This window comes from Streptomyces herbicida (assembly GCF_032656585.1).
GTDB classification, from domain to species: domain Bacteria; phylum Actinomycetota; class Actinomycetes; order Streptomycetales; family Streptomycetaceae; genus Streptomyces; species Streptomyces herbicida.
The window spans coordinates 263,173-289,136 of record NZ_JAUYWJ010000002.1 but is presented as its reverse complement, the minus strand read 5'-3'; the positions used below and the strand labels follow the sequence as shown (position 1 = coordinate 289,136).

General features: G+C 70.1%; 25 protein-coding genes. 9 read left to right on the top strand and 16 right to left on the bottom strand.

The genetic code is table 11. From position 1 onward, the window contains the following. Positions 1-20: 20 nt before the first annotated feature. The 9 genes from Q8A52_RS05010 to Q8A52_RS04970 all read right to left on the bottom strand — a co-directional run bounded on the left by Q8A52_RS05010 (position 21) and on the right by Q8A52_RS04970 (position 9,137). On the bottom strand, positions 21-914 hold the full coding sequence (locus Q8A52_RS05010) for a phage distal tail protein (protein WP_316749243.1): 894 nt from the start codon (positions 912-914) through the stop codon (positions 21-23). Next, entirely contained in the window at positions 914-5,965 is a 5,052-nt protein-coding gene (locus Q8A52_RS05005; protein WP_316749241.1) for a phage tail tape measure protein, read from the bottom strand. Before Q8A52_RS05005 ends, Q8A52_RS05010 begins: the two co-directional genes overlap by 1 nt. A gap of 9 nt (positions 5,966-5,974) precedes the next feature. Further along, positions 5,975-6,424 (bottom strand): hypothetical protein, encoded by a 450-nt coding sequence (locus tag Q8A52_RS05000; protein ID WP_316749239.1) that lies wholly within the window; start codon positions 6,422-6,424, stop codon positions 5,975-5,977. Further along, complete coding sequence (locus Q8A52_RS04995; RefSeq protein WP_316749237.1) at positions 6,358-6,894, bottom strand: hypothetical protein; 537 nt, start codon at positions 6,892-6,894, stop codon at positions 6,358-6,360. Before Q8A52_RS04995 ends, Q8A52_RS05000 begins: the two co-directional genes overlap by 67 nt. After that, positions 6,894-7,418, bottom strand: coding sequence for a phage tail tube protein (locus tag Q8A52_RS04990; RefSeq protein ID WP_316749235.1), 525 nt, complete (start codon positions 7,416-7,418; stop codon positions 6,894-6,896). Before Q8A52_RS04990 ends, Q8A52_RS04995 begins: the two co-directional genes overlap by 1 nt. 85 nt (positions 7,419-7,503) lie before the next feature. Then, positions 7,504-7,944 carry a hypothetical protein gene (locus Q8A52_RS04985; RefSeq protein WP_316749233.1) on the bottom strand — a complete coding sequence of 147 codons (441 nt, stop codon included), beginning with the start codon at positions 7,942-7,944 and terminating at the stop codon, positions 7,504-7,506. Continuing rightward, on the bottom strand, positions 7,941-8,369 hold the full coding sequence (locus Q8A52_RS04980; RefSeq protein WP_316749231.1) for an HK97 gp10 family phage protein: 429 nt from the start codon (positions 8,367-8,369) through the stop codon (positions 7,941-7,943). The genes Q8A52_RS04985 and Q8A52_RS04980 overlap by 4 nt, the downstream gene beginning before the upstream one ends. Further along, positions 8,369-8,785: a DUF6093 family protein gene (locus Q8A52_RS04975; RefSeq protein WP_316749229.1), complete on the bottom strand. Its 417-nt coding sequence runs from the start codon at positions 8,783-8,785 to the stop codon at positions 8,369-8,371. The genes Q8A52_RS04980 and Q8A52_RS04975 overlap by 1 nt, the downstream gene beginning before the upstream one ends. Next, positions 8,775-9,137: a hypothetical protein gene (locus tag Q8A52_RS04970; RefSeq protein WP_316749228.1), complete on the bottom strand. Its 363-nt coding sequence runs from the start codon at positions 9,135-9,137 to the stop codon at positions 8,775-8,777. Before Q8A52_RS04970 ends, Q8A52_RS04975 begins: the two co-directional genes overlap by 11 nt. A gap of 54 nt (positions 9,138-9,191) precedes the next feature. On the opposite strand from Q8A52_RS04970, the gene Q8A52_RS04965 reads away from it, so the two are divergent. Further along, positions 9,192-9,485 carry a hypothetical protein gene (locus tag Q8A52_RS04965; RefSeq protein ID WP_316749226.1) on the top strand — a complete coding sequence of 98 codons (294 nt, stop codon included), beginning with the start codon at positions 9,192-9,194 and terminating at the stop codon, positions 9,483-9,485. 52 nt (positions 9,486-9,537) lie between these two features. On the opposite strand, the gene Q8A52_RS04960 is transcribed toward Q8A52_RS04965, so the two are convergent. Together Q8A52_RS04960 and Q8A52_RS04955 are read right to left on the bottom strand one after the other, a co-directional pair. Next, entirely contained in the window at positions 9,538-9,774 is a 237-nt protein-coding gene (locus Q8A52_RS04960) for a DUF397 domain-containing protein (protein ID WP_316749224.1), read from the bottom strand. After that, positions 9,771-10,652: a helix-turn-helix domain-containing protein gene (locus tag Q8A52_RS04955; RefSeq protein WP_316749222.1), complete on the bottom strand. Its 882-nt coding sequence runs from the start codon at positions 10,650-10,652 to the stop codon at positions 9,771-9,773. Before Q8A52_RS04955 ends, Q8A52_RS04960 begins: the two co-directional genes overlap by 4 nt. Positions 10,653-10,875: 223 nt before the next feature. Here Q8A52_RS04955 and Q8A52_RS04950 point away from each other — a divergent pair, with 223 nt between their 5' ends. Both Q8A52_RS04950 and Q8A52_RS04945 read left to right on the top strand, forming a co-directional pair. Then, the gene (locus tag Q8A52_RS04950) at positions 10,876-12,216 is read left to right on the top strand and encodes a hypothetical protein (protein ID WP_316749220.1); all 1,341 of its coding nucleotides are present in this window, start codon (positions 10,876-10,878) and stop codon (positions 12,214-12,216) included. A gap of 55 nt (positions 12,217-12,271) precedes the next feature. Beyond that, complete coding sequence (locus tag Q8A52_RS04945) at positions 12,272-12,976, top strand: 2'-5' RNA ligase family protein (protein WP_316749218.1); 705 nt, start codon at positions 12,272-12,274, stop codon at positions 12,974-12,976. On the opposite strand, the gene Q8A52_RS04940 is transcribed toward Q8A52_RS04945, so the two are convergent. Next, positions 12,857-13,417: an ATP-binding protein gene (locus tag Q8A52_RS04940; RefSeq protein ID WP_316749216.1), complete on the bottom strand. Its 561-nt coding sequence runs from the start codon at positions 13,415-13,417 to the stop codon at positions 12,857-12,859. The two genes, Q8A52_RS04945 and Q8A52_RS04940, sit on opposite strands and share 120 nt — an antisense overlap. 211 nt (positions 13,418-13,628) lie before the next feature. Here Q8A52_RS04940 and Q8A52_RS04935 point away from each other — a divergent pair, with 211 nt between their 5' ends. The 6 genes from Q8A52_RS04935 (at position 13,629) to fxlM (ending at position 20,215) form a co-directional block, all read left to right on the top strand. After that, complete coding sequence (locus tag Q8A52_RS04935) at positions 13,629-14,036, top strand: hypothetical protein (RefSeq protein ID WP_316749215.1); 408 nt, start codon at positions 13,629-13,631, stop codon at positions 14,034-14,036. Beyond that, the gene (locus Q8A52_RS04930; RefSeq protein WP_316749213.1) at positions 14,036-14,212 is read left to right on the top strand and encodes a hypothetical protein; all 177 of its coding nucleotides are present in this window, start codon (positions 14,036-14,038) and stop codon (positions 14,210-14,212) included. The genes Q8A52_RS04935 and Q8A52_RS04930 overlap by 1 nt, the downstream gene beginning before the upstream one ends. Positions 14,213-14,395: 183 nt before the next feature. Then, positions 14,396-14,599, top strand: a complete 204-nt coding sequence (locus tag Q8A52_RS04925; RefSeq protein ID WP_316749211.1) for an FxLD family lanthipeptide — start codon at positions 14,396-14,398, stop codon at positions 14,597-14,599. A gap of 79 nt (positions 14,600-14,678) precedes the next feature. Next, positions 14,679-17,729, top strand: a complete 3,051-nt coding sequence (locus tag Q8A52_RS04920; protein WP_316749209.1) for a lantibiotic dehydratase — start codon at positions 14,679-14,681, stop codon at positions 17,727-17,729. After that, complete coding sequence (locus Q8A52_RS04915; RefSeq protein WP_316749207.1) at positions 17,729-18,904, top strand: lanthionine synthetase C family protein; 1,176 nt, start codon at positions 17,729-17,731, stop codon at positions 18,902-18,904. Before Q8A52_RS04920 ends, Q8A52_RS04915 begins: the two co-directional genes overlap by 1 nt. Positions 18,905-18,991: 87 nt before the next feature. Beyond that, a complete protein-coding gene (gene fxlM / locus Q8A52_RS04910) occupies positions 18,992-20,215 on the top strand; it encodes a methyltransferase, FxLD system (RefSeq protein ID WP_316749205.1) in 1,224 nt (407 codons plus the stop codon). Positions 20,216-20,681: 466 nt separating this feature from the next. Here the strand turns inward: fxlM and haaN are convergent, their stop codons facing one another. The 4 genes from haaN to haaT form a co-directional block, all read right to left on the bottom strand. Beyond that, positions 20,682-21,161 (bottom strand): cyclophane-containing RiPP N-acetyltransferase HaaN, encoded by a 480-nt coding sequence (haaN, locus tag Q8A52_RS04905; RefSeq protein WP_316749202.1) that lies wholly within the window; start codon positions 21,159-21,161, stop codon positions 20,682-20,684. A 91-nt stretch (positions 21,162-21,252) separates the two neighbouring features. Then, positions 21,253-22,413, bottom strand: a complete 1,161-nt coding sequence (locus Q8A52_RS04900; protein ID WP_316749200.1) for an FxsB family cyclophane-forming radical SAM/SPASM peptide maturase — start codon at positions 22,411-22,413, stop codon at positions 21,253-21,255. A gap of 13 nt (positions 22,414-22,426) precedes the next feature. Continuing rightward, on the bottom strand, positions 22,427-22,630 hold the full coding sequence (gene haaA / locus Q8A52_RS04895; RefSeq protein WP_316749198.1) for a HaaA family cyclophane-containing RiPP peptide: 204 nt from the start codon (positions 22,628-22,630) through the stop codon (positions 22,427-22,429). A gap of 127 nt (positions 22,631-22,757) precedes the next feature. Further along, positions 22,758-25,538, bottom strand: a complete 2,781-nt coding sequence (haaT, locus tag Q8A52_RS04890) for a cyclophane-containing RiPP biosynthesis TPR protein HaaT (RefSeq protein WP_316749196.1) — start codon at positions 25,536-25,538, stop codon at positions 22,758-22,760. Positions 25,539-25,964 lie beyond the last annotated feature (426 nt).

The window sequence follows — 25,964 nt, the reverse complement described above, 5'->3', positions numbered from 1 at the left end:
GTAAGAGCTCCTCGTGCGGGCTACAGGGCGGCATAGGCCGAGCGCCAGGTCACGGCCAGCCGGGTGGCGTTGGTGTAGTCGCGGGCGGTCCACCAGATCTCGCTGGCTCCGGGCGGGATGACGAAGGTGTCGAGCCGGGAGGCGGGCGACAGAGCGGGGGCGAGGTTGCCGGTTCCGTTGCGGAGGACCCAGCGGGTGCCGGGACGGGTCTCGATGTCGACGTGCTCGCCGCTCCGCAGCGCGACGGACAGCTCGATCACGTGGCCAGACTCGACGTGTCGGATGCGCGGGTTGGTGCACGGGCCGGTGATACGGAGTGAAGGCCATGCCGGTAGGTCGCCGTCGTTGTGAACCCAGCCGCGACGTTCGTCGGGGATCGCGACGCCGGTCGTCAGCGGGGCGGTGAGCGGGGCACGGAAGCCTCCCAGGCCGTCGGCGGACAAGGCGAGGGTGAGCGCGGAGGCTTCGTCAGCGTGAAAGCGTGGGTCGAGTGCCGCGAACTCCAGGTCCAGCGGGATCCAGCCGTGCAGCACGTTCGCGGTGCTGGTGGCCTCCACGCGCCGCAGCCGGCCGTAGAGGCGGCGCGTTGTGCGGCCCGGCCAGCGCAGGCGCAGCACGGTCTGTGCGCCCGAGTCCGTCCGGACGGCGGGATCGTTGGCGGCGCGGTGGAGCCGACCGAGCACGTCGACGGCCGCCGCTGGGTTGCCGGCAGTGCGGATGCCCGCCTCGATACGGATTGTCCGTACGCTGTAGAGATCGACGCCGGGGAACGCGCCGTCTCCGACGGGGTTATCCACATCCTGTGTGCGAAGTTCGGGGACGCCGAGACCTTCCACTTCGCTCACCGGTACGTCCGTTCCGGCGCCGATGAGGACTCCGGCGATCTCGATCTGCCACTCGGCGAGTTCCGGCATCACAACCGGCCTCCCCTCTGTGCGTTTCGGAGGCGGCGCATGACCTCGGCACCCACCTGCTGCGGGGTGACCTGAGTTGAGGCCACGGTGACCGGCATGGTGCCGATCAGTGGCTGCTGCTCCCGTACGACGACGACCTGAACGGATCCAGCCGGACGGGCGTCCACCGTGTGTATTGGCGTTAAGGGGCCGTGTGCTGCAGCGAGTTGGAGGCCGAAGCGCTGCGCGACGTCGGTGAGCACCGTCGTCGCCGCCGCGCGCTTGGCCGGAGCGAGGGGGATGAACGCCTCCCCGCCGGTGCTCGCCTCCGCGAACTTGATCAGCGCGGTCGGGGAGGAGTAGACGCCGGGTTCCCAGATGCCGCCGCTCGCATAGGCCAGGCCCTTGTTGGCCTTGGCTAGGTCGTCAAGGAACTTCGTCGCGCGGGAGCCGAGGGCCGACTTGATTCGGGACTTGCCGAGGTTGCCCACCTCGATGACGCGGTCCTCCTCCAAACCGGTGGTGCCGGCGACCTTGTGAATGCCCGTGCTGCTCGACTTGATCGCGCTGATGATGTCGAGCAGGTCGGCGAGGTCCTCGGCCGCGAGCGTCTTGTCGGCCGCCTTCGCGGCGTCGTTGGCCTTCTTCGCCTTCTTCTTGTCCTTCACCGCCTCGGCGGCCAGGTTCTCCGCGGCTTGGTCACCCTGTTCGGCGAGCCTAGCGGCGAGGTCCCCGTAGCCGAGGGCGGCGAGCTTGGCCAAGTTCTGCTCGAACGTGCTCTGGTCCTTCACGGCCTGCTTGAGCTGGGTGGTGAAGTCGCCCAGGGACGCATTCGCCACGAGACCCAGTCGCTCCAGATCGGAGGCCATGTCCTTGAGGTACTTCGACGAGCCGGTGGCCATCTTGTGGGTCAGCTCGATGCCGTCCTCGCCCATGGCCTCCAGTGCGTCGGCTACGTCCTGGCCCGCGCGCCGGGCTACGGTCCGCAGGTCCTTGCGCCACCGCTCGGTCCTCTTCACCGCCTTGTCGAGGTTCCTCTCGAACTTCGACAGGTCGAAGACCTCGACCTCCTTGCCCTTCCTCTTCACGGTGCGCATGGAGTCCGATCGGATCGAGGACACCGAGATCAGTTCGTCCTCGCCGGAGGGGCTGTAGGACCAGCCGGACAGGCCGCCGCCCGCGTACCAGGTGACGTCACCGCCGAAGCGGCGGACGACCTCCTCGACGATGGCCTTGCTGCGCGGGCGCTTGCTCGCGGCGAGCGGCACGTATGCCTCGCCCTGTGTCTCCGGCTCGGCCCACACTCGCCAGGAGCCGCCAGGGGCGATCTGTGCGACGTGGTCCTCACGCCGTACGCCGCCGTTGGCGAAGTAGTCGACGACCGCGCCGTCGGCGCGGGCCTGGATGGCGTCGGGTATGCCGTTGCCGTCACGATCCCAGGACGTGGGCTTGAGGTAGACGCCCACGCCCACGCTGGTGCCGGTGATGTTGTTGATCGCGCCCTGGATGGTGCCGAGGGCGGTCAGCGGTGGCTGGACGGGGATGGTGACCTTGGCCTGGCCGTTCGGCAAGTTCTGCACCTTGAAGCCGAGGTCCTGAAGCGCCTTGCTGGCCACGGCTGTTGGCGCGCTGATGGTGACGGTCTTGGCGTTCGGCGTCTTGATCAGCTGGGTTTCCACGGCCTTCAAGCTGGTAAGCGCACCGACCGTCGCGGCGTTGACCTTCACCGTCTTCTGGCCGGGAGTGGCGCTGAGCTGGTCGATGAGCGCCTGGAGCGCACCGCGGGCGTCCTTCGTCGGAGCCGTAATCCTGATCTGGCGGGTGCCCGGGATGGTCTCGACCTTGTAGCCCAGGTCCTTGAGGTCCTTCTGCGCCTCCGTACTGAGGGAATCCACCTCGATCGTGGTCTTCTTCGGGACGCGGTCGAACTCGGCTTGGACGGCGAGGAGATCGGCCAGCGTGGAGTCCATGCCTTCTGTTTCCAGCAGGAGCGAGACCTTCGACGGCAGCAGGCCGAGACTGTCGGCCACCGCCTCGGCCTGCGCGCGCGTCAGCCCATAGCCCTGGGCCGCCTCGACCGCGGCCGCCCTCGCCTTCGTCATCTGCGCGCGGGCGGAGGACAAGGACTCGGTGAGCGGCTGGCCGTTCTGCTGGGCGAGGGCGTACGCGGAGACGGACGCGTCCGCGGCGGCGTCGCTCAGAGAGGTAAGGGACTGGTAGAGCCTCTGGCCGTTGCGGGTGGCGGTGTTCAGTGTGCCGTTGTTGTTCAGCAGGGCCTTGCCGTAGCCGTCGGCTTTGTCGATCCCGTCGGCCAGGGCCTCGTTCACGTCGAGGACCGCGCTGTTGACGCGGGCCTCGGCGGCCTGGAGGGAGATGCTGCCGCCGGAGAGGAGGTCGAGGGCGTCCTTCAGGGCGCGAGTGCGCTGGTCAGCGTCTGCTGTCTGGTCAGCCAAGGCACCGACGGCGGCTTTGAGCTTGCCGTAGGCGGTGACGCCCTGCCCAGTGCCACCCTGCGCCTCGGCGAGGTCCTTGGCGCGCTGGACGGACTCTTCCATCTCGCCCTTGACGCCGTCCAGGGCATCGGCGGCGTCCTGCGCCTTGCGTCCCATGACGTCGTAGCCCTGCCAGGTGTCGCCGAACTCGTTGGTCTGCCAGACGTCGTCGTGTGCGTCGGCGACAGCCTGCAACCGGCCCTGGAGGCCCTCGAGCGTCTGGCCCTGACCGAGGTAGGCATCGGTGAGTTCCGACAGCGAGACGCCCGCCTTCTTCATGACGTCGACCAGGCGCTGGTTGCCGTCGGCCGTCTTCGTGTCCATCAGGACCTGGGCGGCCTGGGCGCGGACGTTGGCGTCGATAGCGCCCTTGGAGGCGAGCAGTGCCTCGGTCAGGCTGCTGATGCGCTGTTCGTGCTCGGCCGCCCTCTCGGCGGCCTTCCGCTGCTGGTCGGCGAGCAGCCCGAGACCGAAGGTGGCGGCGACCATGGCGGCACCCCATGGGCCGCCCATGAACGCCACCAGCCCGCGGCCGGCGCCGAGGAGCCCGGCCCCGGCTGCACGCGCCGCGCCGTTGAGCGTGCCGGCGAAACCGGACGTCGGGCCCTGGGCGCTGCGGAAGGCGGCAGCCATCTGACCCACCACAGGGATCCGCGTCTCCAGTACGGCGAACGCCGCCGCGTACCGCGACAGTGACAGCCCGGCCCGCGCGGCCAGGTTCTGCTGCACCTGCATCTGCGCGCCGAAGCCCTGCCAGGCGCCGGTCAGCCGACCGCTCACGGTCGAGGCGAGCCCGCCCAGCATCGGCGTGAGGCGCCGGGCGAGGAACATGGCGGCGATCGCCGTCTGCACGGGCCCGGGCAGCGACCCGAACGCCCGCACCAGGGACCCGACCACCTCACCCACCGGGACGAGTACGGCGGACAGCCCGGCGACCGCGGACATGGCGAGGTCGGCGGTCGTGACGAGGATGTCGAGGCTGTTGCTGGCTCCGCCGGCCTCGTCGCCCAGCAGACCGAGCGCGGAGGCGACGGGTGCGGCACCCTCGGCGGCGTTGTCGAGGACCTCGCCGAGGTCGCGGGCAGCGTTGATGAGGAGGTTCAGCCCGGCGGCCAGGCCGTGCTCGCCGAGGGCCTGGAGCGGGCCGAGGAGCTGCTCGGCCTCGTCGATCAGCTCGCCGAGACCGCTGCGCGCGCTGTCCTTGAGCTCCGGGCCGTAGAGGGTGGCCAGGTCACGCCCGTACTCGATCGCGGCGACGAGGTACGGCGTCGCGCCGGACATACCGCGCGTCAGGAGCCGGGTGACGTACTCCAGGCCCGGCGCCATGGCGTCGTACAGCGCGAGCCCGGTCTGCTGCGTCTGCTTGCGCAGCAGTGTCATCGCACCCGTGAGCCCTTGCCCGCGGGCGGCGGTGATCTGCGCGGCAGCGCCACTCTCCCGTACGGCCTGGCTGAGCGCGTCGAAGGACTCGGTGCCCTGGTGGGCCAGCGCGATGGCGCCCGACATGGCGGGCTTGCCCATCGCCTTCTTCACCGCGGCGGTGAAGTCCTGCTGGGACATCTCGTGCTGGGCGTGGCTCAGCTCCTCGATGACGTACCGCAGGCCCTTGAACCGGCCCTGCGCGTCCCAAGCCTCGATGCCCAGCGCCTCCAGGCCGTCACGCATCTCCTTGGTGGGCGCGGCGAGGTTGGCCATCATGCCGCGCAGCGCGGTGCCGGCCGTCTGGCCGAGGATGCCGGCCTTGCCGAGCATGCCGACCGCGCTGGCCGCGTCCTCCATGCTCACCCCGAGGCCGGCGGCGACCGGACCGGCGTACCGCATCGCGTAGTAGATATCGATGATGCCGCCGGAGGCGTTGTTCGCGGTGGCGGCCAGGATGTCGGAGGCGCGCGCGGCCTGGTCGGCGCCGAGGCCGAACTGGTCCATGATGTCGCCGAGGTAGCGGGCCGAGTCGGCCGCGCTGACGTTGGCGGCGGAGGCCAGCTGGAGCGAGGCGCGGGTGGCGGTGATGGCCTGATCGGTGCGGAAGCCCGCCTTCGCCAGCTCGACCATGGCCTCGGCGGCGTCGGCCGCGGTGGTAGTCGGCAGAGTGAGGTCGTTGCCGAGCCGGTTGGCCATCCAGGCGGCGCGTTGCATCTGCCCGGCGGTGGCTCCCGTCACTGCCTGGAAGGTGTTCATCTGCCGCTGGTAGCGGTTGCCCTCCTCGACGAGCCGGCCGGTACCGAGGACGAGGGCGCCTCCGGCGAGGAGGCGGGTCAGGGCGGTGGCCTGGCGGCCGACGCTCCTGAGGGAGCGCTCCAGCGTGCCGGCGTCGTCGCCCGCCCGACGCAGGCCGCGGCCGGTATGGCCGCCGCGCGCGCCGAGGGCGCCGAGTCGGGTGGCGGCGGTACGGGCCTGGGCGCCGAGGGTGTTGATCTGGCGAGCGGTGCGTCGGCTGGAGGCGTCCAGTGTGTCGAGGCGGCGGTCGAGTTCGCGGGTGCGGCGGCCCAGGTCCTGGGCAGCGTCGGCGGCCGAACGCAGCCCGGAGATGAGGCTGTTGGCTTGTGCCGTCAGCTGGACGGTGAGGTTGTACGTGGCCATCCTGACGGCTCACCGTCCGTTCGCCAGGGCGGTTTGCCCGGACGAACCGCCGCGCTGGACCGCCTCGTAGGCCGACCGGGGCAGGAGCGTGATCTTGATGCCGTAACCGGCCCGCCCCTCGGGCACCTGATCGCGCTCCTGGGCGATCAGCTCGCATCCCGGGCAGCGCAAGGTGTCCGTGACGTACGCGTGCCGGTGCCCGCCCTCGGACGGATTCCACTCGTCGAGCCGGGTACGGCAGTCCGGGCACACCGTGCGCTGCCACTGCTGCCAGGCCAGGGCCTTGGCTCGGTCCAGGTCACTCCAGCGGCCGTCCCCGCCGAGGAACTGCGAGTGAGGGATGCCGTACTGCTCGCACAGCTCCAGCTCGGCCCGCAGTCGCGGGTCGGCCTTCAGCCTTTTCCCAGGTCGGCCCGGTCGGTACGGGCCTCCTGCTGCACCTCCCAGGCGACCTCCCACAGGGCGTTCGCGTCCGGGGCCGACCAGGTGTCCAGCAGCTCGCGGGCCTCGGCCTTGGTCATGCCGTCCGTAGACGACGCCGCGATGAGCGCGGCGGGGAAGGTGTCGGGATTGAACGCCGCCCCGTCGGCGGCCTGTTCATCGGTGGGCGGATGCGCGTGAAGGAGCTCTTCGAGGACCGGGCGCGGCAGGGCGCGGAAGGTGAGGAAGATCGAGGCCGCGCGCAGAGCCTCGGCCGCGGCGTCGTACCGCCGCCTCGCCTCCGCCGCCCGCTCGGCGAGGACGCTGTTGTCCGCGTCGCTCTCGGCCAGGATCCGCGCGCGGTCGGCGGCTCGCCTGGCCTCGTCGTACTCTGCCCGCAGCGCTGCGTCGTCGCAGATCTGCAGAACGCGCTCTGGCAGCGAGCGGCGGCGCAGCCGCTCCATCTTCTGCTCCCACGTCACCGCGCCCTGGGCCTTTCCGGCGGCCATCAGCTGCCTCCGGCAGAGGACGAAGACGAGGACGATGTTGAGGCAGCGGCCGGGACGGCGGCGTCGAGCGCCGGCGGAGAGGTGATGGAGAAGACGGCCTGGAACTTCGCGGCCTCGTTGCCGGCGTTGTACTGCGCTGTGCGGGACGCCACCTGGACCGGGAAGGTGTCCATCGACTTCGACCCGGGGATGTCGCCCTTGCGCAGGAAGACGACGAAGCCGACGGCGCCCTTGGGCAGCAGCGTCTCGATGGTGTCGCTGAGCTGGTCCTCGTAGAAGGTGATCGAGGAGTTCTCGGCCTTGTCGTTACCCGGGATGGAGGACGAGAAGGTCGAGGCCATGTCCGGAGTCTCGATCGCCTCGTTCGTCAACGACCAGCCGTCGACGTCGCTGATCGCCTCGGTCAGGTCGGTGGCGTTCGGTGCTGAGATCTCCGCACGGGTCGGGATGAGGTCGGCGGAGGCGACCTTCGTCAACCAGAAGATCTTGGTGATGCCGCGCCGCATGAAGCGCTGTTGAGCCACGGGGCACTCCTGGACGGGTGCTGCGCCAGGCTCGACAGCCGGGCGTCCGCGTGGCTCCGCGGTGAGGTGTCGTAGATCGAAGAGATCAGGCGGCGGGCGTCACAGTGATCGTGAACCGCTGCACGTAGGTAACGATACTGCCCTGCGAACCGTCAATCGGATCTCCGTCGGCGTCGTAGGTCAGTTCCCGGTCGATGACGCGCATTCCGGCGACCGGGATGTCCGTACGCCAGCCGCCCGGCGTACGGTCGAAGAGCGCGGCACGGACCCGGTCACCGAGCCACTGCACCTGGTCCGCCCGTTCGCCGACGCTTGTCGCCTGGTACGTCCACGTCGCGTCCGCGTGCCAGTTGGCGAACGACGGGCCGGAGAACTCGCCGGGCAGGCTGTCGAGGATGAGGTACGGGAACGCCGCAGGCCCACCGTCCGTCGCGCGTGGCAGGACGGTGAGCCCGCAGGGCCGCCCGGTCCCGGCGGTGAGCACGTCGACGAGCGCCTGGGTCAGTGGCAGTCGGGGAGGGCTCACCGTGGCAGCGCTCCGTTGCGCAGGGCCTCCAGGAAGCCGGGTTCGGTCTGCCGGAAGGCTGGTTCGATGTGCGGGTACGGCGGCTGCCGGTACTGGCGCCCCAGCCGGTCGACACCGACGAAGCCGTACTCCAGCCGACGCGACTGCGGAGCGCTCGTGAACACGACGGCGCTCACCTGCCCTCCGGTCACGGTTACCTTGACGTCCCACGACGCCCGGTACTGGCCGGTGATGACGTTCGGCCCCGGTCGCCCGGAGGCGTTCTTCTGGATGCGGACGCGCAACAGCATGGCGTGATGCCGGGTGATCGCCCGCGTACGGGCCCGCACCGCCGGACCCATCCCCGACAGCGCCGCCGCCAACTCGATCGGGTCCCGGAACGCGGCTGCGTCGGGGTGTGCGTTGGGATGGGAGTTCAGCGCCATCAGCCGATCGCCTCCAGACGTACCACGCGCACCACCGCGTAGGTGCCGACGGCGGCCTCCGCCACCCGAAACCGGCGGCCCACCAGTTGCTCGTCACGCACGGAACGGGCAGCGCTCAGCACGTCGTCGACCATCACCTGCGGCGCGGACAGCGGCAGCAGCGCTTGGTACGCGGTTGGAGCGGGGAACGAGGCGACCGCTCCGTCCAGAGACGGGGCGATCGACAACTGCCCCGGACGCACGATGGCCCCAGCCCCCTTCCACAGCGGCACAGACGCCTGGTCGGCGGGCCTCAGCTCGCCCGTCTCCTCGTCCAGTTCGTCACCCGAGTGACCGTCCGTGTCCCGCCACAACTGGAGCTCGTCATCGAGGAGCCGTTCTACAACGCGGCGCACGCCCGACAGATCAAGCGCCACGGGCCCACTCCACCAACTGCCGCAGCACCGCCGCCGTACCACCACCCGGAACATTCTCCAGATCCATCCGCGCGAGCGCCGCCCGCTCGACTTCCAACGGGTCGAGCGCCTCCAGGAACGCGGCGGCCGCAGGGCCAGGATCTGGAGGCACACCGATCTCGACCTGGGCGAGTAGATCCAGCGTGGCCGGCCACGTTCTGGTCGGGCGCAAGTGCAACACGACGCGTGGGAGATCGTGCGGCACGGCGTGGACATCGACCGCTGTCACGTGCTCGCTCACATCGTGGCCGTCGACTGCGACGGCGTAGGAGCGCCCATCGAAGGAGAGTTGAAAACGATTCGGCGTTGTCACCGGCGGAGCCTAACGGCCCCTGCGCTGTCACTGGTGTGACTTATCGTTCGCCTCATGGCACTCACGGACATCACCGCTTCAGCAGTCATCCAGGCAATCGAGGAATGCGACAGACTCGGCCGCGATGCCTTTCTGGAGACTCACGGTTTCGGACGCGCACGCCGCTATCTCCTGGAGCACAACGGCAAGGTCTACGACTCCAAGGCGATCGTGGGCGTCGCTCACGGATACGTCCCAGGACAGGAGGTGCTCGAATCCAGCCAGTTCTCTGGGGGAGAAGGTCACGCAGTCTCGGTGCTTCGTGAACTGGGCTTCTCGGTCGTCGATGGGGCTGTGGACGGTGCTTGAGGCACCAACTCCTCGCCTCGATTGAGAGCCAACGGTCTCGCGCGGAGCGCGGTCATGCGCCTTGCCATTCCTGATCTATGGCCCCGATGAGCGCCGCGAACGAGTCCACGGCAACGATCAGCACAGGCCCCTGCTGGACCTTGCTGTCGCGAATCGCGACTTTGGTGTCCGCTGTGTCCCTGAGGTCGGCGATCTCAACGCAGTCGTTCGCGCCCCCGCTGTAGGAGCTCTTGCGCCAGCATGCGCCGCAAAGGGCGGCGGCGGGCGGTGCGGGGTTGGGCTTGCTCACGGACGTAGCTCCTTGCTGATCTGTGCGATGCGGGTGCGGGACTCCGATGGGTCGAGGGCGCTGTCCCTCAACTGATCAAAGATTTCCGTGTAGTTGTCTACGTCCTCCGGGGACTCGAGGTACACGGAGTTCTTGGGGTTCTCCAGCCACACCAGGTTCGGCGTGGGGTCCGGGAAGGTCAGGATGACGAACGGGCCGTACAGCCCGGGGTGCGCTCCGAGAGAGAACGGCAGCAGCTGCACGGTGACGTTCGGCTGCTCGCTCGCCTCCACCAGCTTCCGCATCTGGTCGCGCATCACTGCGACGGAGCCGACTGTCCTTCGCAGCACGGCTTCGTCGAGGATCGCCCAGAGCCTGGCGGGGGTATCGCCGCCCAAGCGGCTGTTCTGCCGCTCCATGCGGACCCTGACCAGGGACTCGACCTGCGGCGGGGACAGGTCCTTCCTCATCTGGGAGATCACTGCACGGGCGTAGTCCTCGGTCTGGAGCAGCCCCGGAACGAGCATCGGCTGGTAGCTGGCGAGGTGTGTTGCGCCGGCCTCCAGCGCGAGGTACCCGTCGTAGCGGGTCGGGGTCAGCACCGTCGAGTACTTCCGCCACCAGGGCTTCTGCTGCTCCTTGTCCGCCCGTACGAGGTCGAGCACGTCGGCGCGCCGGTCGTCGTCGACGACGCCGTACAGGTCCAGCAGGGCTCGGACGAGGACCGGTGTTGTACCGCGTTCGCCGTTCTCGATCCGGCTCAGTGACCCCTGGTTGACCTCCAGTTGATCGGCGACCTCGGTGAGGGTGAGCCCGGTCGCGTCGCGCAGTTCCTTCAGCCGTGCTGCGAGCTGTCGCCGGTACACCGACTGCGGGACCAGGCTTCTTTTCAAGGCCATGCTGGAAGTCTCTCCGTACCAACGACGCCTCTACAAGCCATACGGGTCAACTTCTCAAGACATATTGCCTAGTTGGTGGTTGCGTCGGCATGCTGTCAGGAGTCACGACGCGCGTTCGTACGGGTGCGCGCCGCAGCAGACCGATGGGCGACGCCTCGCCACCACCCCGTCACCGGCACGCGCCTCCACGTCGGTCCCGCACGCCGTACCAGGAGGGTGGGCCATGCCACGGACAACGCTGCTCCGGCAGCTGCTCCAGCAACGGCACCTGACGACGCACGAGGCTTTCGCTGCCCAGTACGAGCGGGCCGCCGCCCGGCTGGCGGAGCTCGACCGCGACCCCCGCCTGGCGTCTCTTCAGGTCTCTCCACGCCAGTTCGACCGCTGGTACGGCGGGGAGTTATTGACTCTGCCCCGCCCTGACGCCTGCCGGGTGCTGGAGCACATGCTGGGCAGACCTGTGTCCGAGCTGTTCTCCACGGCGTACGACGACGACTCCGAGCCGGACCGCTGCGAGGAGTCGCGCGCACGCCAGCAGGCGCCGAGTCCCCCTCCGCCAGGCGAGGACGACGAGAACCCGCTGGAAATCGTCACTCGGACCCAGCAGCTCACGGCCAGCAACGCCGACGACGCGACGCTCGCCTTCCTCGACTCCTCCCTGGAGGGCATCACCAGCCGGTACGAACAGGACGGGCCGTACGTCCTCCGCCCCCAGGCCCGCCAGGTGCGGCAGCTCGCCCACACTCTCCTCGACGGCCGCCAGCCCCCACGCGCGCGCCGGGAGCTCTTCCGCCTCGCCGCTCGCGCCTCCGGCCTGCTTGGCTACATGGCCGTGAACACGGGCGACTTCGTGCTCTCGGAGGCGTACTGCACCGAAGCCCGGGATCTCAGCCGCGAGATCGGCGACCTGGACACAGAGCTCTGGGCGTGCGGGACCCTCTCCTTCGGCCTCTACTACGCCGGCCGGTACGACGAGGCGGACGCCTGCGCCGCCGCGGCCGTCGAGCGTGCCCCACGCCATGCCCAGTCCATTCGCCTGCTCGCCAACGGCCGGGCCCGGGCCCTCGGCAAGACCGGCAACCGGCGTGCCGTTGAGCAGACCATCGGACAGGCACTCTGCCTCTCCGACCGCCACGGGGTACCCGTCGGGCTGACCTCCTGCATCTCCTTCGAGCCGTACGGACGGGCCCGGACGCTGGCCAACGCCGTCACGTCACACGTGGCGCTGCGCAACACGGCCCAGGTACTGCGCGACGCCGAGCACATCGACGATCTGGTCGAGCACTCGGCCTCCTCTTGGAGCCGTTCGCTCGTACGCCTCGACGTCGCCACCGCGTTGCTGCAGCAGAGCGCCCCCGACATCGACCATGCGATGGCGCTGGGCAGTGAGGCCCTGCGGCTGTGCGGAGACACCCCGATCAGCTCCGTCTACCAACGCTCCCGCGACCTGCACGAGCAGGCCGGGCCGTGGCGTGATCACCCGGCGGTACGCGATTATGGCGACGAGTTCCGGACCTGGAGCTCGCAGCCAGCGGCCCTGGCCATGGCGTCATCCGCGTCGTAGGCGCCGTCGGTGTCGTCGTACTCCGGGGCAGTGTGAAGCCGAAGGAGTACGTCGGGTGCCCCTGCTCAGCGCCGATCCCGCCGCGTTCCCCGCCGAGCCCCCCGCCGACACGCACGATCCGGCGGTCACCGCGGCCCACGACTGGGCGGCGTTCAGCACACTCGACGAGATGACCGACCACTGGGCACGCCCCGGCTGGTCGGACGGCAGCCGGGCGTACTACTGGATGCTGACCTTCCCGGATGATCAGCGGCTCGCGGGGCTCGCCCGGCACTGTCAGCAGGAGCTGGCGCCCCTCGGCCTCGACCCGGTGCCGACGGACGGACTGCACATCACCCTCGCCCGCGTGGGCAGGCCGGAGGCTGTCGCCCCCGACCAGCTGGACAGCCTGGCGCGGGACGCCGAGGCTCTGCTGCCCTCCGCGTTCTCCGTACGCGCCATGCCGCTCGCCGGCTCCCGCGGCGCCGTGCGCCTGTCCCTCGGCCCCTGGGAACCCCTGCTTCGGCTGCACCACGCGCTGGCCAAGGCTGGGGGCAGGGTCGGTCTCGCCCCGAAGAAGCCGACGTCCGCCTTCCGACCGCACCTGAGCCTCGCCTACAACAACCGTCGGCGTCCCGCCGCCCCCGTCGTGGAAGCGGTCTCAGGACTGCGCGCTCTCCCGGCCGTCGAACTCTCCGTGCTCGCCGTACAGTTGGTGGAGCTCCGCCGCGAGGGGCGGACGTACCGCTGGGATGTACGGAAGAACGTCCCGCTCGGATAGCCCGCCGACGTCCAGGGGGAGAACCACGACCACTTCCTTGCCGATCGCGGTCGGCCAGACCGACCATCTGGAAGTCAACTCCCCGACGAGCAGCAGCCCGAGCCCACTGCCCGTCAGCTCATCCAGCGCCCCCTCCGCCGATCGTGCCCGGACCCTGGAGACATCCCGTCCCGCGTCGTGGACCCGCAGTACCGCCACGTCCCGGTAGACCTCCACACACATGCAGTCCGGTCCGCCAGCTGTGTGCCTGACCGCGTTGCCCACCAGCTCCGAGGCGACCAGAACGGCGTCGTCGACCCGCTCTGGCGAGGCACGTCCCTCGAGGAACTCTCGTACGTGCCTGCGCGCGAGGCCCGAAGGCTCGGCGCAGCCGGCCAGCTTCACCCAATGACGCCGTACTGGTGTCCGCCTGCAGAGGCGCTCTTCGTCCGCCGCGTCCATCGCCGCTTCTCGTTTCCGGTAGGCACTGGACCGATCACCCTCGCCTCGCGTGAGCCGCGGCGGTACGCCGCACCTACGCCTCTTCGCGCGATGCCGGACGGCGGACGAACGGCGTGCTGACGGCGTACCGCCGCCGACTGCCCCCGGCGAGGCTCTTCTCCGAGACGCCGGCCCTTGGCGTCTCGGCAGACCTGGCTGGAGGTAACGCGGAATGAATAGCAGTGCGAGGCAGACCGCACCACACGAGGTGCCCCCGGGCACGCGCCTGGTGCTCTACGCCTGCCTGCCCGCGTCCCTCGGTGTGGCCGCCGACCACAGCGTGGCCAGCACACGGCGGTACGTCGCCGATGCCGGCTGGCAGACGGTCGACACGTACGTCGACCGGGCGGCACCGTTCGAGAGCCGCGCCCTGTGCGAGGGCTGGCACAACGCTCTGGCCGCGGTCGAGCAGGGGAGGGCAGCCGGGATCGTCACCCCCCTGCTCGTGATGCTGGGCCATCTGGAGGAGGACAGGACCAACCTCGCCGCCTGGCAGGCCCGGACCGGGGCGCTGATCACCACGCCGTGGGCGGTCGTCGACGCTGCCGACTCCACGGCTTTACGGAGGCCGGCGGCGTGATGACCACCATGCGGCAACAGCCTCTCCGGCAGATGCTCGGCCAGATCGGATGGGTGCTTCGGCACCCGGCGAAGTACGCCGGCCGGTTCGGCTTTGGCGCCTTCCAGGTGCTGTTCCTGCCCGTCCTGGTGACCGGCACCACGTTGACCACGCTCTACACGGGCCATATCCGATAGCTCCGGCCCGTGTCCTCGGCTCCCCTCTCCGGATGCTCCGAATCCACGTCCCCCACGGAATCCGATCAGCCGGAGAGGGGGCGCACCGAAAGGTGCGAACGCAGAAACCCGCCCCGCGTCAATCAAGACGTCGGCCGGGCAGCACGACGAACCGTTCGGATCCTTCCGACAGGAGGAAGTGCGATGACCGCAGCCACGCTCAGCCCGATCACGACGGCCACCACCGAGGCGTCCGTCACGACGGCCGTCCCCGAGGCGCCCACCGACCCGTTCGACATCGACCTGACCATCGTCACGGAGATCGGGGCCGACCTGCTTCCCAAGGCGTGCGGCACGGGTGACGGGTGCGCGTCGACCTGTGCCTCGTCCTGCGCGAGCGCCGTCTGACGGCGGCTTGTGCACGGGGTCGGGGGCGCTGCCGCCCCCGACCCCGCCCGTTCACAGCACTGATGGCGGAGGCATTGGCATGGGAAGCGACGGAAAGCTCTACCAGCACACGGGCGCGGCGCTGCTCCGGGCCGCCGCGATGCCACTGACGAGTCTGCCGGGATGGTGGCCCGATCCGTCCGACACGGACGCGTGCGGCAGGTGGCTGAGGCAGGTGTGGGCCGATGCGCGGTTCGCCGATGCCGTACGGCAGGCGAGCGGTGATCTCGCCACGCGGGTCGACGAGATCTGCGGCGGGCAGCCGGCACGCTCCAAGCAGGTCCGGCGCGCCGCCATGGCCATCGTCCGCTACTTGTTGCGCGCCACCGGGCGACCGACCCCGTTCGGCCTCTTCGCGGGAGTCGCCGCGGCCAGCGTGGGCTCGACGCCGAACGTGAGGTGGGGAGACGCACACCAGGCCGTGGCACGCGTGGACACCGAGTGGCTGGACGACGTCATCGTCCGCCTCGAGGCGTGCCCGGCCCTGCTGGAGCGCCTGGATGTCGTCCTGAACAACCTGGCGGCGCGCCGCGGTGGACGCCTTCACGTCCCACACGGCGGACCGATGGGCGCCACCATCCGGCGCACCAGCGCGGTACGCGTGATCGAGGACCTGGCACGCCGACCGGTCCACTTCGCCGGCCTCGCCGAGCAGTTGGCCGCCTCCTTCCACCGAACCGAGCCGCAGAACATCCGCACACTGCTCGGCGCGCTGGTGCGCGAGAAGTTCCTGATCACCAGTTTGCGCGCGCCGATGACCAACACCGATCCGCTGTCCCAGCTGATCGAGCGGCTGCACGGCGCGGACGCGGGCACGGTGCCGGAGGTCGAGCAAGTTCTGCACGAGCTGGAAGCAGTGCAACGCGCCGTACACGAGCACAACCGGCGCCCCGCGAGCGCACAAGGGCTGGCTCGGGAGGAACTCACGGGTCTACTGCGTCGGCTCTCCGACGCGGGTCGAAGTCCCTTGGCCGTCGACCTGCGGCTGGATACCGAGGTACGGATCCCCGAGAGCGTCGCACAGGGGATGGAGAGGGCTGCCGATGCTCTACTGCGGCTCACGCGCCGACCGGCGGGCCAGGGTGTGTGGAAGGAGTACCAGGTCGCGTTCTGGGAACGGTACGGAACCGGCACGCTCGTGCCGGTGAAGGAGGTCGTCGACCCGGCGTCCGGGCTCGGCTATCCGGCCGAGTACCCCGGCAGCCGCATGACCGCACCGCCCCCGACAGTCTCCGAGCGTGACGAGCGGCTGCTGGCACTGGCCTGGCAGGCACTGGCCGACGGCAGCAGAGAGATCGTCCTCACCGACGACCTGATCGACCACCTGGCCGGCGATGCGCCGACCAGGCAGGAGGCACCACCCCACGTGGAGATGTGCGCGCGCCTGCACGCCGACAGCTTGTCCGCCCTGGAGCGCGGGGACTTCACGCTCACGGTGACACCGGCCCGCGCCGCGGGCACGCTCACCTCCCGGTTCACTCCGGTCGCCACCGGCACGGGACTCGACGAGGTCTACCGCCAAATTCCCACAGGCGTCGAGGACGCGCTGACCGCGCAGCTGTCCTTCCCGCCGCTGTACCCGCACACAGAGAACGTCGCCCGCATCCCCGCTTATCTCCCGCACGTGATCCCGTTGGGCGAGCACCGCAGCCCCGACGACACCGCGCCGACGCTCATCGACGTCGACGACCTCGCGGTCACGGCCACGCACACCCGGCTGTACTTGGTCAGCATCTCCCGCCGTCGCCTGGTGGACCCGCAGGTCTTCCACGCCATGGCCCTGGACAAGCAACCCCCGCCCCTGGCCCGATTCCTGGCGCACCTGACCCGCTCCTTCGGCCCTGCCTGGACCGGCTTCGACTGGGGGCCGCATGGCGCACGGCTGCCGTTCCTGCCGCGCGTTCGCTACGGGCGCGTGATCCTCTCTCCCAGCCGCTGGAACCTGACCGCTGACGCCTTTCTAAGCCACGGCGCGGACATGCGGGAGTGGGTGGACGCCCTCAGCCGATGGCGGAAGTTGTGGCACTGCCACGGTGCCGTGGAGCTGCGGGAGGACGACCGGACACGGCGGCTCCAACTCGACGTGCCTGCCCAGGCCACCGTCCTGCGCGCCCACCTGGACCGGGAAGGCCATGCCGTGCTCACGGAGGCGCCGGCCGAGGAGACGTATGGCTGGATCGGCGGCCACGTCCACGAGATCGCCCTGCCGATGACCAGCACCCGCCCGCCGATATCCGACCCGCTCTCTGGCTTCCTCCCCGTGCTCACCAACAGCACCCTCGGGCCCGTACCGGGGGCGGTGCAGGCACCCTGGCTGAACGCCAAGATCTACAGTCACCCCGAACAGTTCGAGGAGCTGATCGGCACTCACCTCGCGCGACTCGTGGCCCAACTCCCGAGCACACCCGAGTGGTGGTTCGTCCGATACCGCACCCCGAACGACTTCGACCACCTGCGTCTGCGCATCCGCACCCGCAGCCCCGGGCAGTACGCCGCCTGCACCGAGCTGGTCGGCCAATGGGCCGCCGGGCTGCGCCGCCAGGGGCTCAGCAGCGGGCTCGTGTTCGACACGTACACCCCGGAGATCGGACGCTACGGACCAGGTGCGGCCCTGCGCAGTGCCGAGGCCGTCTTCACGGCCGACTCGGCCTACGCCCTCGCCGCCCTGCAGGGCCCCGCAGCCGAGCGCATCGACGGACGCGCGCTGGCCGCGGTCGGCATGGTGGACATCGCCTGCGGCTTGCTCGGCCCCGACGAGGGCATGCAGTGGCTGGCGGACCGCCCCGCACCTCCGGCCCGCGTCGAGCGAGGCGTCAGCGACCAGACCATCGAACTCGTTCGCTGCACAACGCCTCGGGCCCGCGGCTGGGGCGAAGGGCTGGCCCAGGCGTGGCACAGTCGCGCCGCGGCCTTGGCGCTGTATCGCGAGCGCCTCGCCGCGGGCATGGACCTCGACTCCGTCCTGGAGTCCCTGCTGCACATGCACCACAACCGCCTGCGCGGCCTGGACCGGGAGGACGAGAGGATCTGCCGCCGCCTGGCCCGTCAGTCCGCCGTGGCGTGGGCCGCCTGGCCGGGGGAGAAGCGCTGATGAACCACGACGCGCCGCCCACACCCACCAGGCCCGGCTGGGGCCAGTCGCTGTACTCCGGCGCGGCGGGAGTCGCCCTGCTGCACGCCGTCAGGGCCCACACCGGCGAAGACGACAGGGACGCGCTCCGGCCGTGGGCCGCCGCCATGGTCAAGGGCCCGATCCAGGCCGCCCCCGAAGCCTGCGGTCTGTACGAGGGCGCCCCGGCCGTCGCGTACGTCCTCAGCTTCACGCACACGAACACCGCCACTCGCGCCTTGGCGACCCTGGACACACACCTCGCCGACGCCACACGCCAACGACTCAAGCGAGCACACGCCCGCATCGATCGAGGCGCGTTGCCCACCCTGGGCGAGTACGACCTGATCAGCGGACTGACCGGGCTGGGCGTGTACCACCTGCACCGCGGCCACAAGACGGAACTTCAGGACGTCCTCGCCTACCTGGTGCGGCTGACGGAACCGGTCATCATCGAAGCGCAATATCTGCCCGGCTGGTGGACCAGCGACAGCCCCGATCTACGGCCGTCGCCGCGATGGCCCGGCGGACACGGCAACTTCGGCCTCGCCCACGGCATCGCCGGACCGCTGGCGCTGCTGGCCACGGCACTGCGCCACGGCCACACGGCGTCCGGACAGACGCAAGCCATCACCCGGATCTGCGACTGGCTCGACCGGTGGCGCAACGGCACCGGCTCGCGTGCCTGGTGGCCGGACCTGATCACCCGAGCCGAACACCGACGCGGCGAGCTCCAGCGCCCAGGACTCAGACGCCCGTCCTGGTGCTACGGCACCCCCGGCATCGCCCGCGCCCAGCAACTCGCCGGCCTCGCCCTCGGCGACCGTGACCGGCGACGCCAGGCCGAGCTGGCTCTGGCCGGATGCCTGACCGACGACCAGCAACTCGCCCAGCTCACTGACGCATCCCTCTGCCACGGCTGGGCGGGGCTCATACAGACCGTCTCCCGTGTCGCCGCCGACGCCATCAACGACGAACTCACGTCGCATCTACCTCGCCTGAACGCCCGGCTCAACGAGCACGTGGACCACTGCGGACTGCCGGACGGCGCCGGCCTGATGGACGGCACGGCAGGCATCCACCTGGTCCGCCTCGCCGACCCCGTCAACACGGCGATCACCGCCCCCTGGGACCGCTGCCTGCTCCTGACGGGATGAAGCCGCGACCCGCCCCCGCGCACCAGAACAAATGAGTACGATCTGCCCCTGCCGTACGCACGGCCGGGCACCTTCCGGAAGGACGCGATGAACACCACGACTGGCGCCTCCCCCGAGGACCTGCGCAACCGCCTGGTCGACGCCATCCTGAAAGAGGACCTCTCCAGCCTCCGCGACGCACGCGTCGAAACCGCCATGAGGACCGTACCCCGCCACGCCTTCCTCCCCAACGCTCCCCTCGAGGAGGCGTACGCCAACAAGAGCGTGACGATCAAGGAGAACCCCGACGCGGACGCACTCCCGCTGAGCTGCGCCTCCCAGCCCGACGTCGTGCACTTCATGCTGGTCCAGCTCGCCGTCCGCGAAGGCGACAACGTCTTCGAGATCGGGGCTGGCACCGGCTACAACGCCGCTCTGCTCAAGCACCTCACCGGGAAGTCCGGACAGGTCACCACATGCGACATCGACCCCGACGTGACCGCCTACGCCCGCCGGACGCTGGACGCGAACGGATACGAAGACGTTCGCGTGGTCACGAGGGACGGCGCCCTCGGCGCCGCGGAGTTCAGCCCCTATGACCGAATGATCGCCACGGTCGGGATGTGGGACCTCCCCGGAGCCTGGTGGGACCAGCTCGCCGTCGGCGGACGCCTCGTGGTCCCACTGCGCTGGCGCGGGCTCTCCAGGGCCGTGGCCTTCCAACGCGAGGAGAGGCGAATGCGGTCCGACTCCGTCAAGATGTGCGGCTTCCTCCCGGTGATCGGCCAGGACGGAGAGCGGAACGACTACATCGACGACGACCGGCTCGTCAGGCTCTACTGGGACGAGGACCAGTCCATCGCCTTGGACCTCCTGCGCGACGCGCTCACCCAACCGAAGTCGGTCGCCTGGACCGATGTGACGGTCGGGCCCGTCGAGTCGTTCGACGGCGTCTGGTTGCGGTTGAGCGCCACCGAGCGAGCGACCTGCCGCATCACCGCGAAACCCGCGGCGATGGAGGCCGGCCTTCATCGCCCCGCCTCACCCGCACTGAGCCCCGCCCTCGTAGAGGGCGACTCCATCGCGTACCTCACTCTGGAGCGGACCACCGAAGACACGGGCGCCGAACCCCGGTTCCGGCTGGGAGCCGTCGGCTACGGCCAGGCCGGCGCCGATCTCGCCGAGCGGATCTGCGCGCAGATCCGCGCCTGGAGCCAGGCCCGGGCCGCCGAACCCGTGGTCACGGCCTACCCCGCGGACACACCGGACAGTGACCTCGCCGACGGAGCCTTGATCGAAAGGCCCTCCGTGCGGCTCGTCATCGCCTACTGATCCTGACGCGGGCGGGCGTGGCCGTAGCCAGTGCGGCCGCGCCCACCGAAAGGATCACAGAGCGGCGTCGGAGCACGGTGGTCAGCCCTGCGCGAGGTTCGCCTCACAGTCGGTGCACCGCCGCACGGCCCGTCGCCTCGGATTGCCCGCGGTGGCGGTCGCCGGAGAAGCGCCGCTCAACCGCTCCCAGAGCCCAGGCTGAGGATTTGGGATCCACCCCCACCGCGGGGGTCGTACGTCGTCCTCGGTCATGTGGTCGCACCAGCCGGGCCTGTGCGCGCACTGCGCCGGGGAGATCAGGATCGTGTCATCCGGGTGAGTAAGCCATTCCCTCTTCACGGATGTGCCTACAGAACGCGGGGACGCCGACGAGGACGGACCCGGCGGACATTCGCATCCGAGCCCGATTACGATCTTGCTGCCGCACTCCTCGCAGCGCTCTTCATCCACTGGTCTCGTACCACCCTCACGCGGTGCCGGAGTCGACCCGATAGACGATCTTCCCGTCGAACTCGGCGAACCCGAGAGACTTGTAGAAGGCTCGAGCACCCGGGTTGTCGCTGTCGGTCATCCACTCCACGCGGCTGCACCCGGGGCGCGCCGCAGCGATGGCACGGAGTTCGTCCATGAGGCGAGCACCGATGCCCTGCCGTCGGAGCGTGTCACGGACGTAAAGCTCCTTGAGGAACAGGGAGTGCGAGGAGCCGGCGGCCGGCCAGAGGAACGAGTAGGCGGCGAGTCCGATGATGTCCCCGGTCTCGTCCTCGACGAGCAGCGCGGCGGCCAGCGGCGGCGACCCGAACAGCGCCTCCTCGACCTGGCTTCGGCGTTCCTCTAGCGGCTGGATACTGGTGTCCGTCGCGCCGTAGAACCGCTCGATCTCCTCGATCAGCTCGGCCACGGCTGGGACGTCCCGCTTCTCCGCAGGGCGGATCGTCACACTCATTGGCGCCTCCTGTCGTTCCTCGGTAGCTTCGGTCGCTGCTGCACTCGTTCGATCCAACGCGTGATCCCCCGTGGCGGTACGGCACACGCACCTACGACGACGAGGCGGCCTGCGCATACGGGTTCCAGCCGTGCTGCCGCAGGGAGCCCTGGACGTGTCGGATGAGGTGCTCCAGGTCCGCGCAGTAGACGGACGGGTTCCGGTAGCCCTGGGCTGCGCTGTAACGGTGCGGGAGGTAGCCACCGCCGCACACGTCCACGAGCGGGCAGGCGCGGCACTGCTCGGCGAGCGCTTCCTTGCCGTGCTGCCGGTGCAGCAGCTTTGGATGCGACAGTGCTTCGTCCAAGGAGTGGCGGAGGACGTCGAGCCCGAGCCAGGAAGCCCCCTCCTCGACGGACCGCAGGGTGTCCACGGCCTCGATGGAGCCGTCGGACTCGATCACGACGCTTGTCGGCGGGGCCAGGCCGAGCGTCTCCACCGAGCCGCGCACGCCAGAGCTGAGGGCCACGATGTCCTCCAGCATCCGGACGCTGTGCCCGTACTCGGGCCGGGCGAGCCAGGCGTCGTACACCCTGCTCATCCACAGCCCGTACTCGGGCACGCTCGGGTCGGCGCGGTGCGGCGGGTCGTCGTGGGTCGCGTGCGGCAGGCCGAAGTCGATCACGGGCGGTTCGAACGCCGCCAGGTAGTCGTGGACCTCCACGGGGTCGTTGGCCAGGTCTACGACGGCGAGCAACCCCGCGAACAGGTGTGGCCGCGACCGCAGGAGTTCGATGCCGCGCACGGCGGAGGCGGCGCTCGACCGCCCGGCGTGGGTCAGCCGGTGCCGGTCATTCGCACGTGGCGGTCCGTCGAGGCTGATGCCGACCGCAACCTCGTACCGCTCGAAGAGGTCCAGCCAGGCACCGGACAGAAGAGTCCCGTTGGTCTGGAGCTCGAAGAGGACCCGGGTCCCGGCCGGCGCACAGTCCCGGACGGCCTCCAGCAGGCCAGCCATGTGCCCGACGCCGACGAGAAGCGGCTCCCCGCCGTGCAGTACGACGTGGATGGTCCGAAGGCCGTGCGCGGTGGCGTGCTCACCGATCCGCCGGGCCGCAGCCCGTGCCACAGCGAGGTCCATTCGTGCGGGGAGGCGCCGCGCCGCCTGGTCCTGGGAGTTGAAGACGAAGCAGTAGTCGCAGTCGATGTTGCAGCGGTTGGCGACCTTGAGGATGAACGTCCGGAAAGGAACGGGGCCTTCGGGTTCTGTCATCGAGCGGATGTGCTTACAGCGGCCAGGGCCAGATGAGCGAGGCCGCGTGGGCACCGTCACCGACCCGGCCCGTCGCGCCCTCCTCGGCCTCCAGCCGCTGCCGGACACGGGCGGCCACGCGGTCCAGGACGGCGGTGCCGGCCGCCGTCGGCTCTGCGGATGCCGGGCCGACGGGCGTGATGGTGCGTGGCTCGGTGACGGACGCGGGTGACGGCATTCAACGCTCCTCGTGAGGTACATGCCGGAGGCGGCACGGTGCGACGGGGCTGAAGCGACAGATCAGCCGGAAACGTAGCATCCTCAACGACCCGCCTGGCACAGGAAATTCGGCCACATGGTCGGCGTCAGCCGGACCGCGACACCAGCAACCGTTCGATGTCGTCCACGGCCGCGCTCACTCCCAACCGCCGGTACACGGTCACGGCGGCTCGCAGCGAGCCCACGCCGTGACCAGGCCCGTCAACCGTCCAGTCGCAGCGGCCGATGCCCTCCAGCGCCTTCGCCTCCTCCAGCGGGCAGCGGATGTCCCGCGCGAGTGTGAGCGCCTGACCAAAGTACCCACGGGCGGCCGTCGGCTCATCGGAGGTGAACAGCAGCATCCCCCAGTGGTTCAGTATCTCTGCCTCGCCGCACCGGTCGCCCAGGCCCCGCAGGATCTCCAAACCGCGTTGGAACGCCTCGATCGCGCCGTCGCGCTCACCGACGATGCCGCGCGCCACGCCCAGCTCGCTTAGCGAGGCGGCCTCACCCCCGCGGCTGCCGAGCTCGCGGTAGGCGTCCAGGGCCTCCTCCAGAAGCCGGATCGCCTCTGTCGCATCCCCGGAAATGCGGTCCACGACGCCAAGGTGGCGGACGCTGTTCGCGCGGCCGAACCGTTCACCGAGCTCAGTGAAGTGCGTCAGGGCCTGGCTGTGTGCCGTCCGCGCTCCCTCGATGTCTCCGGTCAGCCGTCGGACGACGCCCAACTCGTTCAGCGCGTAAGCCTGGTGAACTCGGTCGTCCAGCTCCAGGTAGATGTCGAACGCTTCCTGGTGATGCCGCGCGGCCAGGTCGTACGCGCCCATGAGGCAGTGCACGACGCCCAGGTCTCGCAGGGAGTTCGCTTCCCCGTACCGGTCGCCGAGTTCTCGGTAGATCGTCAGGGCCTCGCTCTGCGCCTCCACCGCCGCGTCGAATCGGCTCAACTGGCGGTGTGTCATGCCGAGATCGGCGAGCGCGTTCGCCTGTCCGAGCCGGTATCCCAGCTCACGGTAGAGGGCGAGGGCCTCGGCTTGGGCGCGGGCCGCGTCCTCGTTGTCCGCTGTCAGGTACCAGACGATGCCGAGCTGGTTCAGAGCTTCCGCCTTGCCACGCCGTTCGTCGACCGCTTCGTACGCCGTCACCGCGTCGTTGAGGGCCTCGATCGCCTGTGGATAGGCAGCCATGAAGCGGCGTACGACGCCGAGTTCGGCGAGAGCGTCGCCCCGGGCCCGCTGGTCGCCGGTGTGGCGGGCGGCCTCGGCGGCGGTCCGGTGGAGCCCTACGGCCTGGTCCCAGGGGCCGGCCTGGCGCAGGAAGGGCGCCATGGCCGCGGCGAGCCGGACCACGAGGTCGTACAGGGCGAGGCCGTTCGCCCGCCGGACGCAGGCGAGGATGTTGGCCCGCTCGGTCTCCAGCCAGCTCAGGGCATCCGCCCGCGACTCCAGGACCGGGGTCTCCACCCGCGAGGCGCCGTCCGGCGCCGGTGGCACTGCGGCTCCGCTGCGCACGATGTGCTCGTTCGCGACGGCGAGAGCGGCCAGGTAGTAGGTGCACACACGCTGGACGGCCTGTGCGTGGTCCATGCTGTCTCCCTCAGCGGCGAGACCGCGAGCGTAGTCGCGCAAGAGATCGTGCAGCCGGTAGCGACTCCCCGGGTGCTCGTCGATCAGGTGGTCGTCGTAGAGCGCCTCAAGGTGCAGACGAGCCACCACGACCGAGACCTCACCAAGTGCCGCACCGACGTGCGCGTCGAGATCGGTGCCCGGGAAGAAGCCGAGCTGTCGGAAGAAGCGCTGCCGCTCCGGCGCGAGGTCCCGGTAGGAGAGATCGAACGTCGCGGTGACGGCTCGTTCGCCGGCGCGTAGCTCTCCCAGGCGGTCCCGTGCCGCCACCAGTCGCCCGCGCAGGTCCTCGGCGGTCCAGGACGGATGGTGCCGCAGCCGTGCCGCGAGCAGCGACACCCCCAGCGGCAGACACCCGCACAGCCGCACCAGCTCCTCCGCCACATCCCGGCCGAGAGCGTCGGCCGGCCGCCCACTGAGCCGCACGAAGAGGTCGACCGCGTGATCCGGCGGCAGTGCGTCCACCGACATGACCACCTCCTCGTTCGCCACCAGCCGCTTGCGGCTGGTCACCAACACTAGGCACCCGCTCCCACCAGGGAGCAGCGGCTCCAGCTGCCGGTAGCTGGCGGCATTGTCGAGAATCAGCAGAGCCTTCTTGCCCGCGAGCCTGCTCCGCCACATGGCGGCCCGGGCCTCCGTGACCGCTCCGACGTCATCACCGACGGGAATCTGCTGCGTCGCCACGCCGGCGGCCGCGAGAAGCGCAGCGAGCGCCTCGCCGGCCTGCACCGGAGTACGTCCCGGCGTGTGCCCGTTGAGGTTCACGAAGAGCTGGCCGTCGGGGAACCGCTCGGAGAGCAGGTGGCCGGCGTGCACGGCGAAGGTGGTCTTGCCGACGCCTGGCATGCCGTCGATCACGTGAACCGGCAGCCCCTCACCACGCTCCTGTGAGGCCCGCACCGAGCTCACCAGCCGCTCCAGCTCCGCGGCCCGGTCGGTGAACGCGGCGGTGTCGCGCGGCAACGAACGCAGCACCTGGGCGGCTCCTGGTGGCCCCGCTCCATCTTCTGCTCGCCCGGGTGGTGCCGGCGGCCGTACCGGATACCGCGTCTCCGACAGAGCGGTGAGCAGGGCCGTCAGCCCCGCCAACGCCACGCCCAGCACGACAAACGAGAACCAGGCGTGCTCCTGTAACCATCCCAGCCAGCCGGGCCACCGAGACTCATCGGAAGCGGCGTTCGTAACGAGCCCGACCAGCAGCGTGGTCATGGCGCTTCCGCCGGCGACGACGGCGATCGCGATCCCGCGCCGGAGTCTCACGCGCGGTCTCCAGCGACCGCGGGAGCGGCCGATTCCACCCCGGTGCCGCTGACGAGACACCACACACCGAAAACCGACCTGGTCACGAAGGCAACCCCCGAGTCCGACGCCCCAACTTCCCTAGCGGAACAGCCCTCGTGGACCTTGGTCAAGAGCGCAACTGCGCCACGGTAGCGGTCAATACCTGCCCCAAGGCATCTGCAGCAACTGCCCCCGATGCGGCGGGTTACATCCTCAGCTATCTCACCGTGAGTCCTCGCCAGCCTGCCCGCCGCGAGACGCACATTGAAGTCGTGACCTGACGATCGCCGAGCAGCGCACAGCGCTCACTCGACTCAGCGGCACACCGCTGTCGTAGGAACCGCAGGTCGAAGGAAGTCAGGGGAAGCTCCTTGAGCTCAGCTGCCGCGCCAGCCCGCCCCCCGA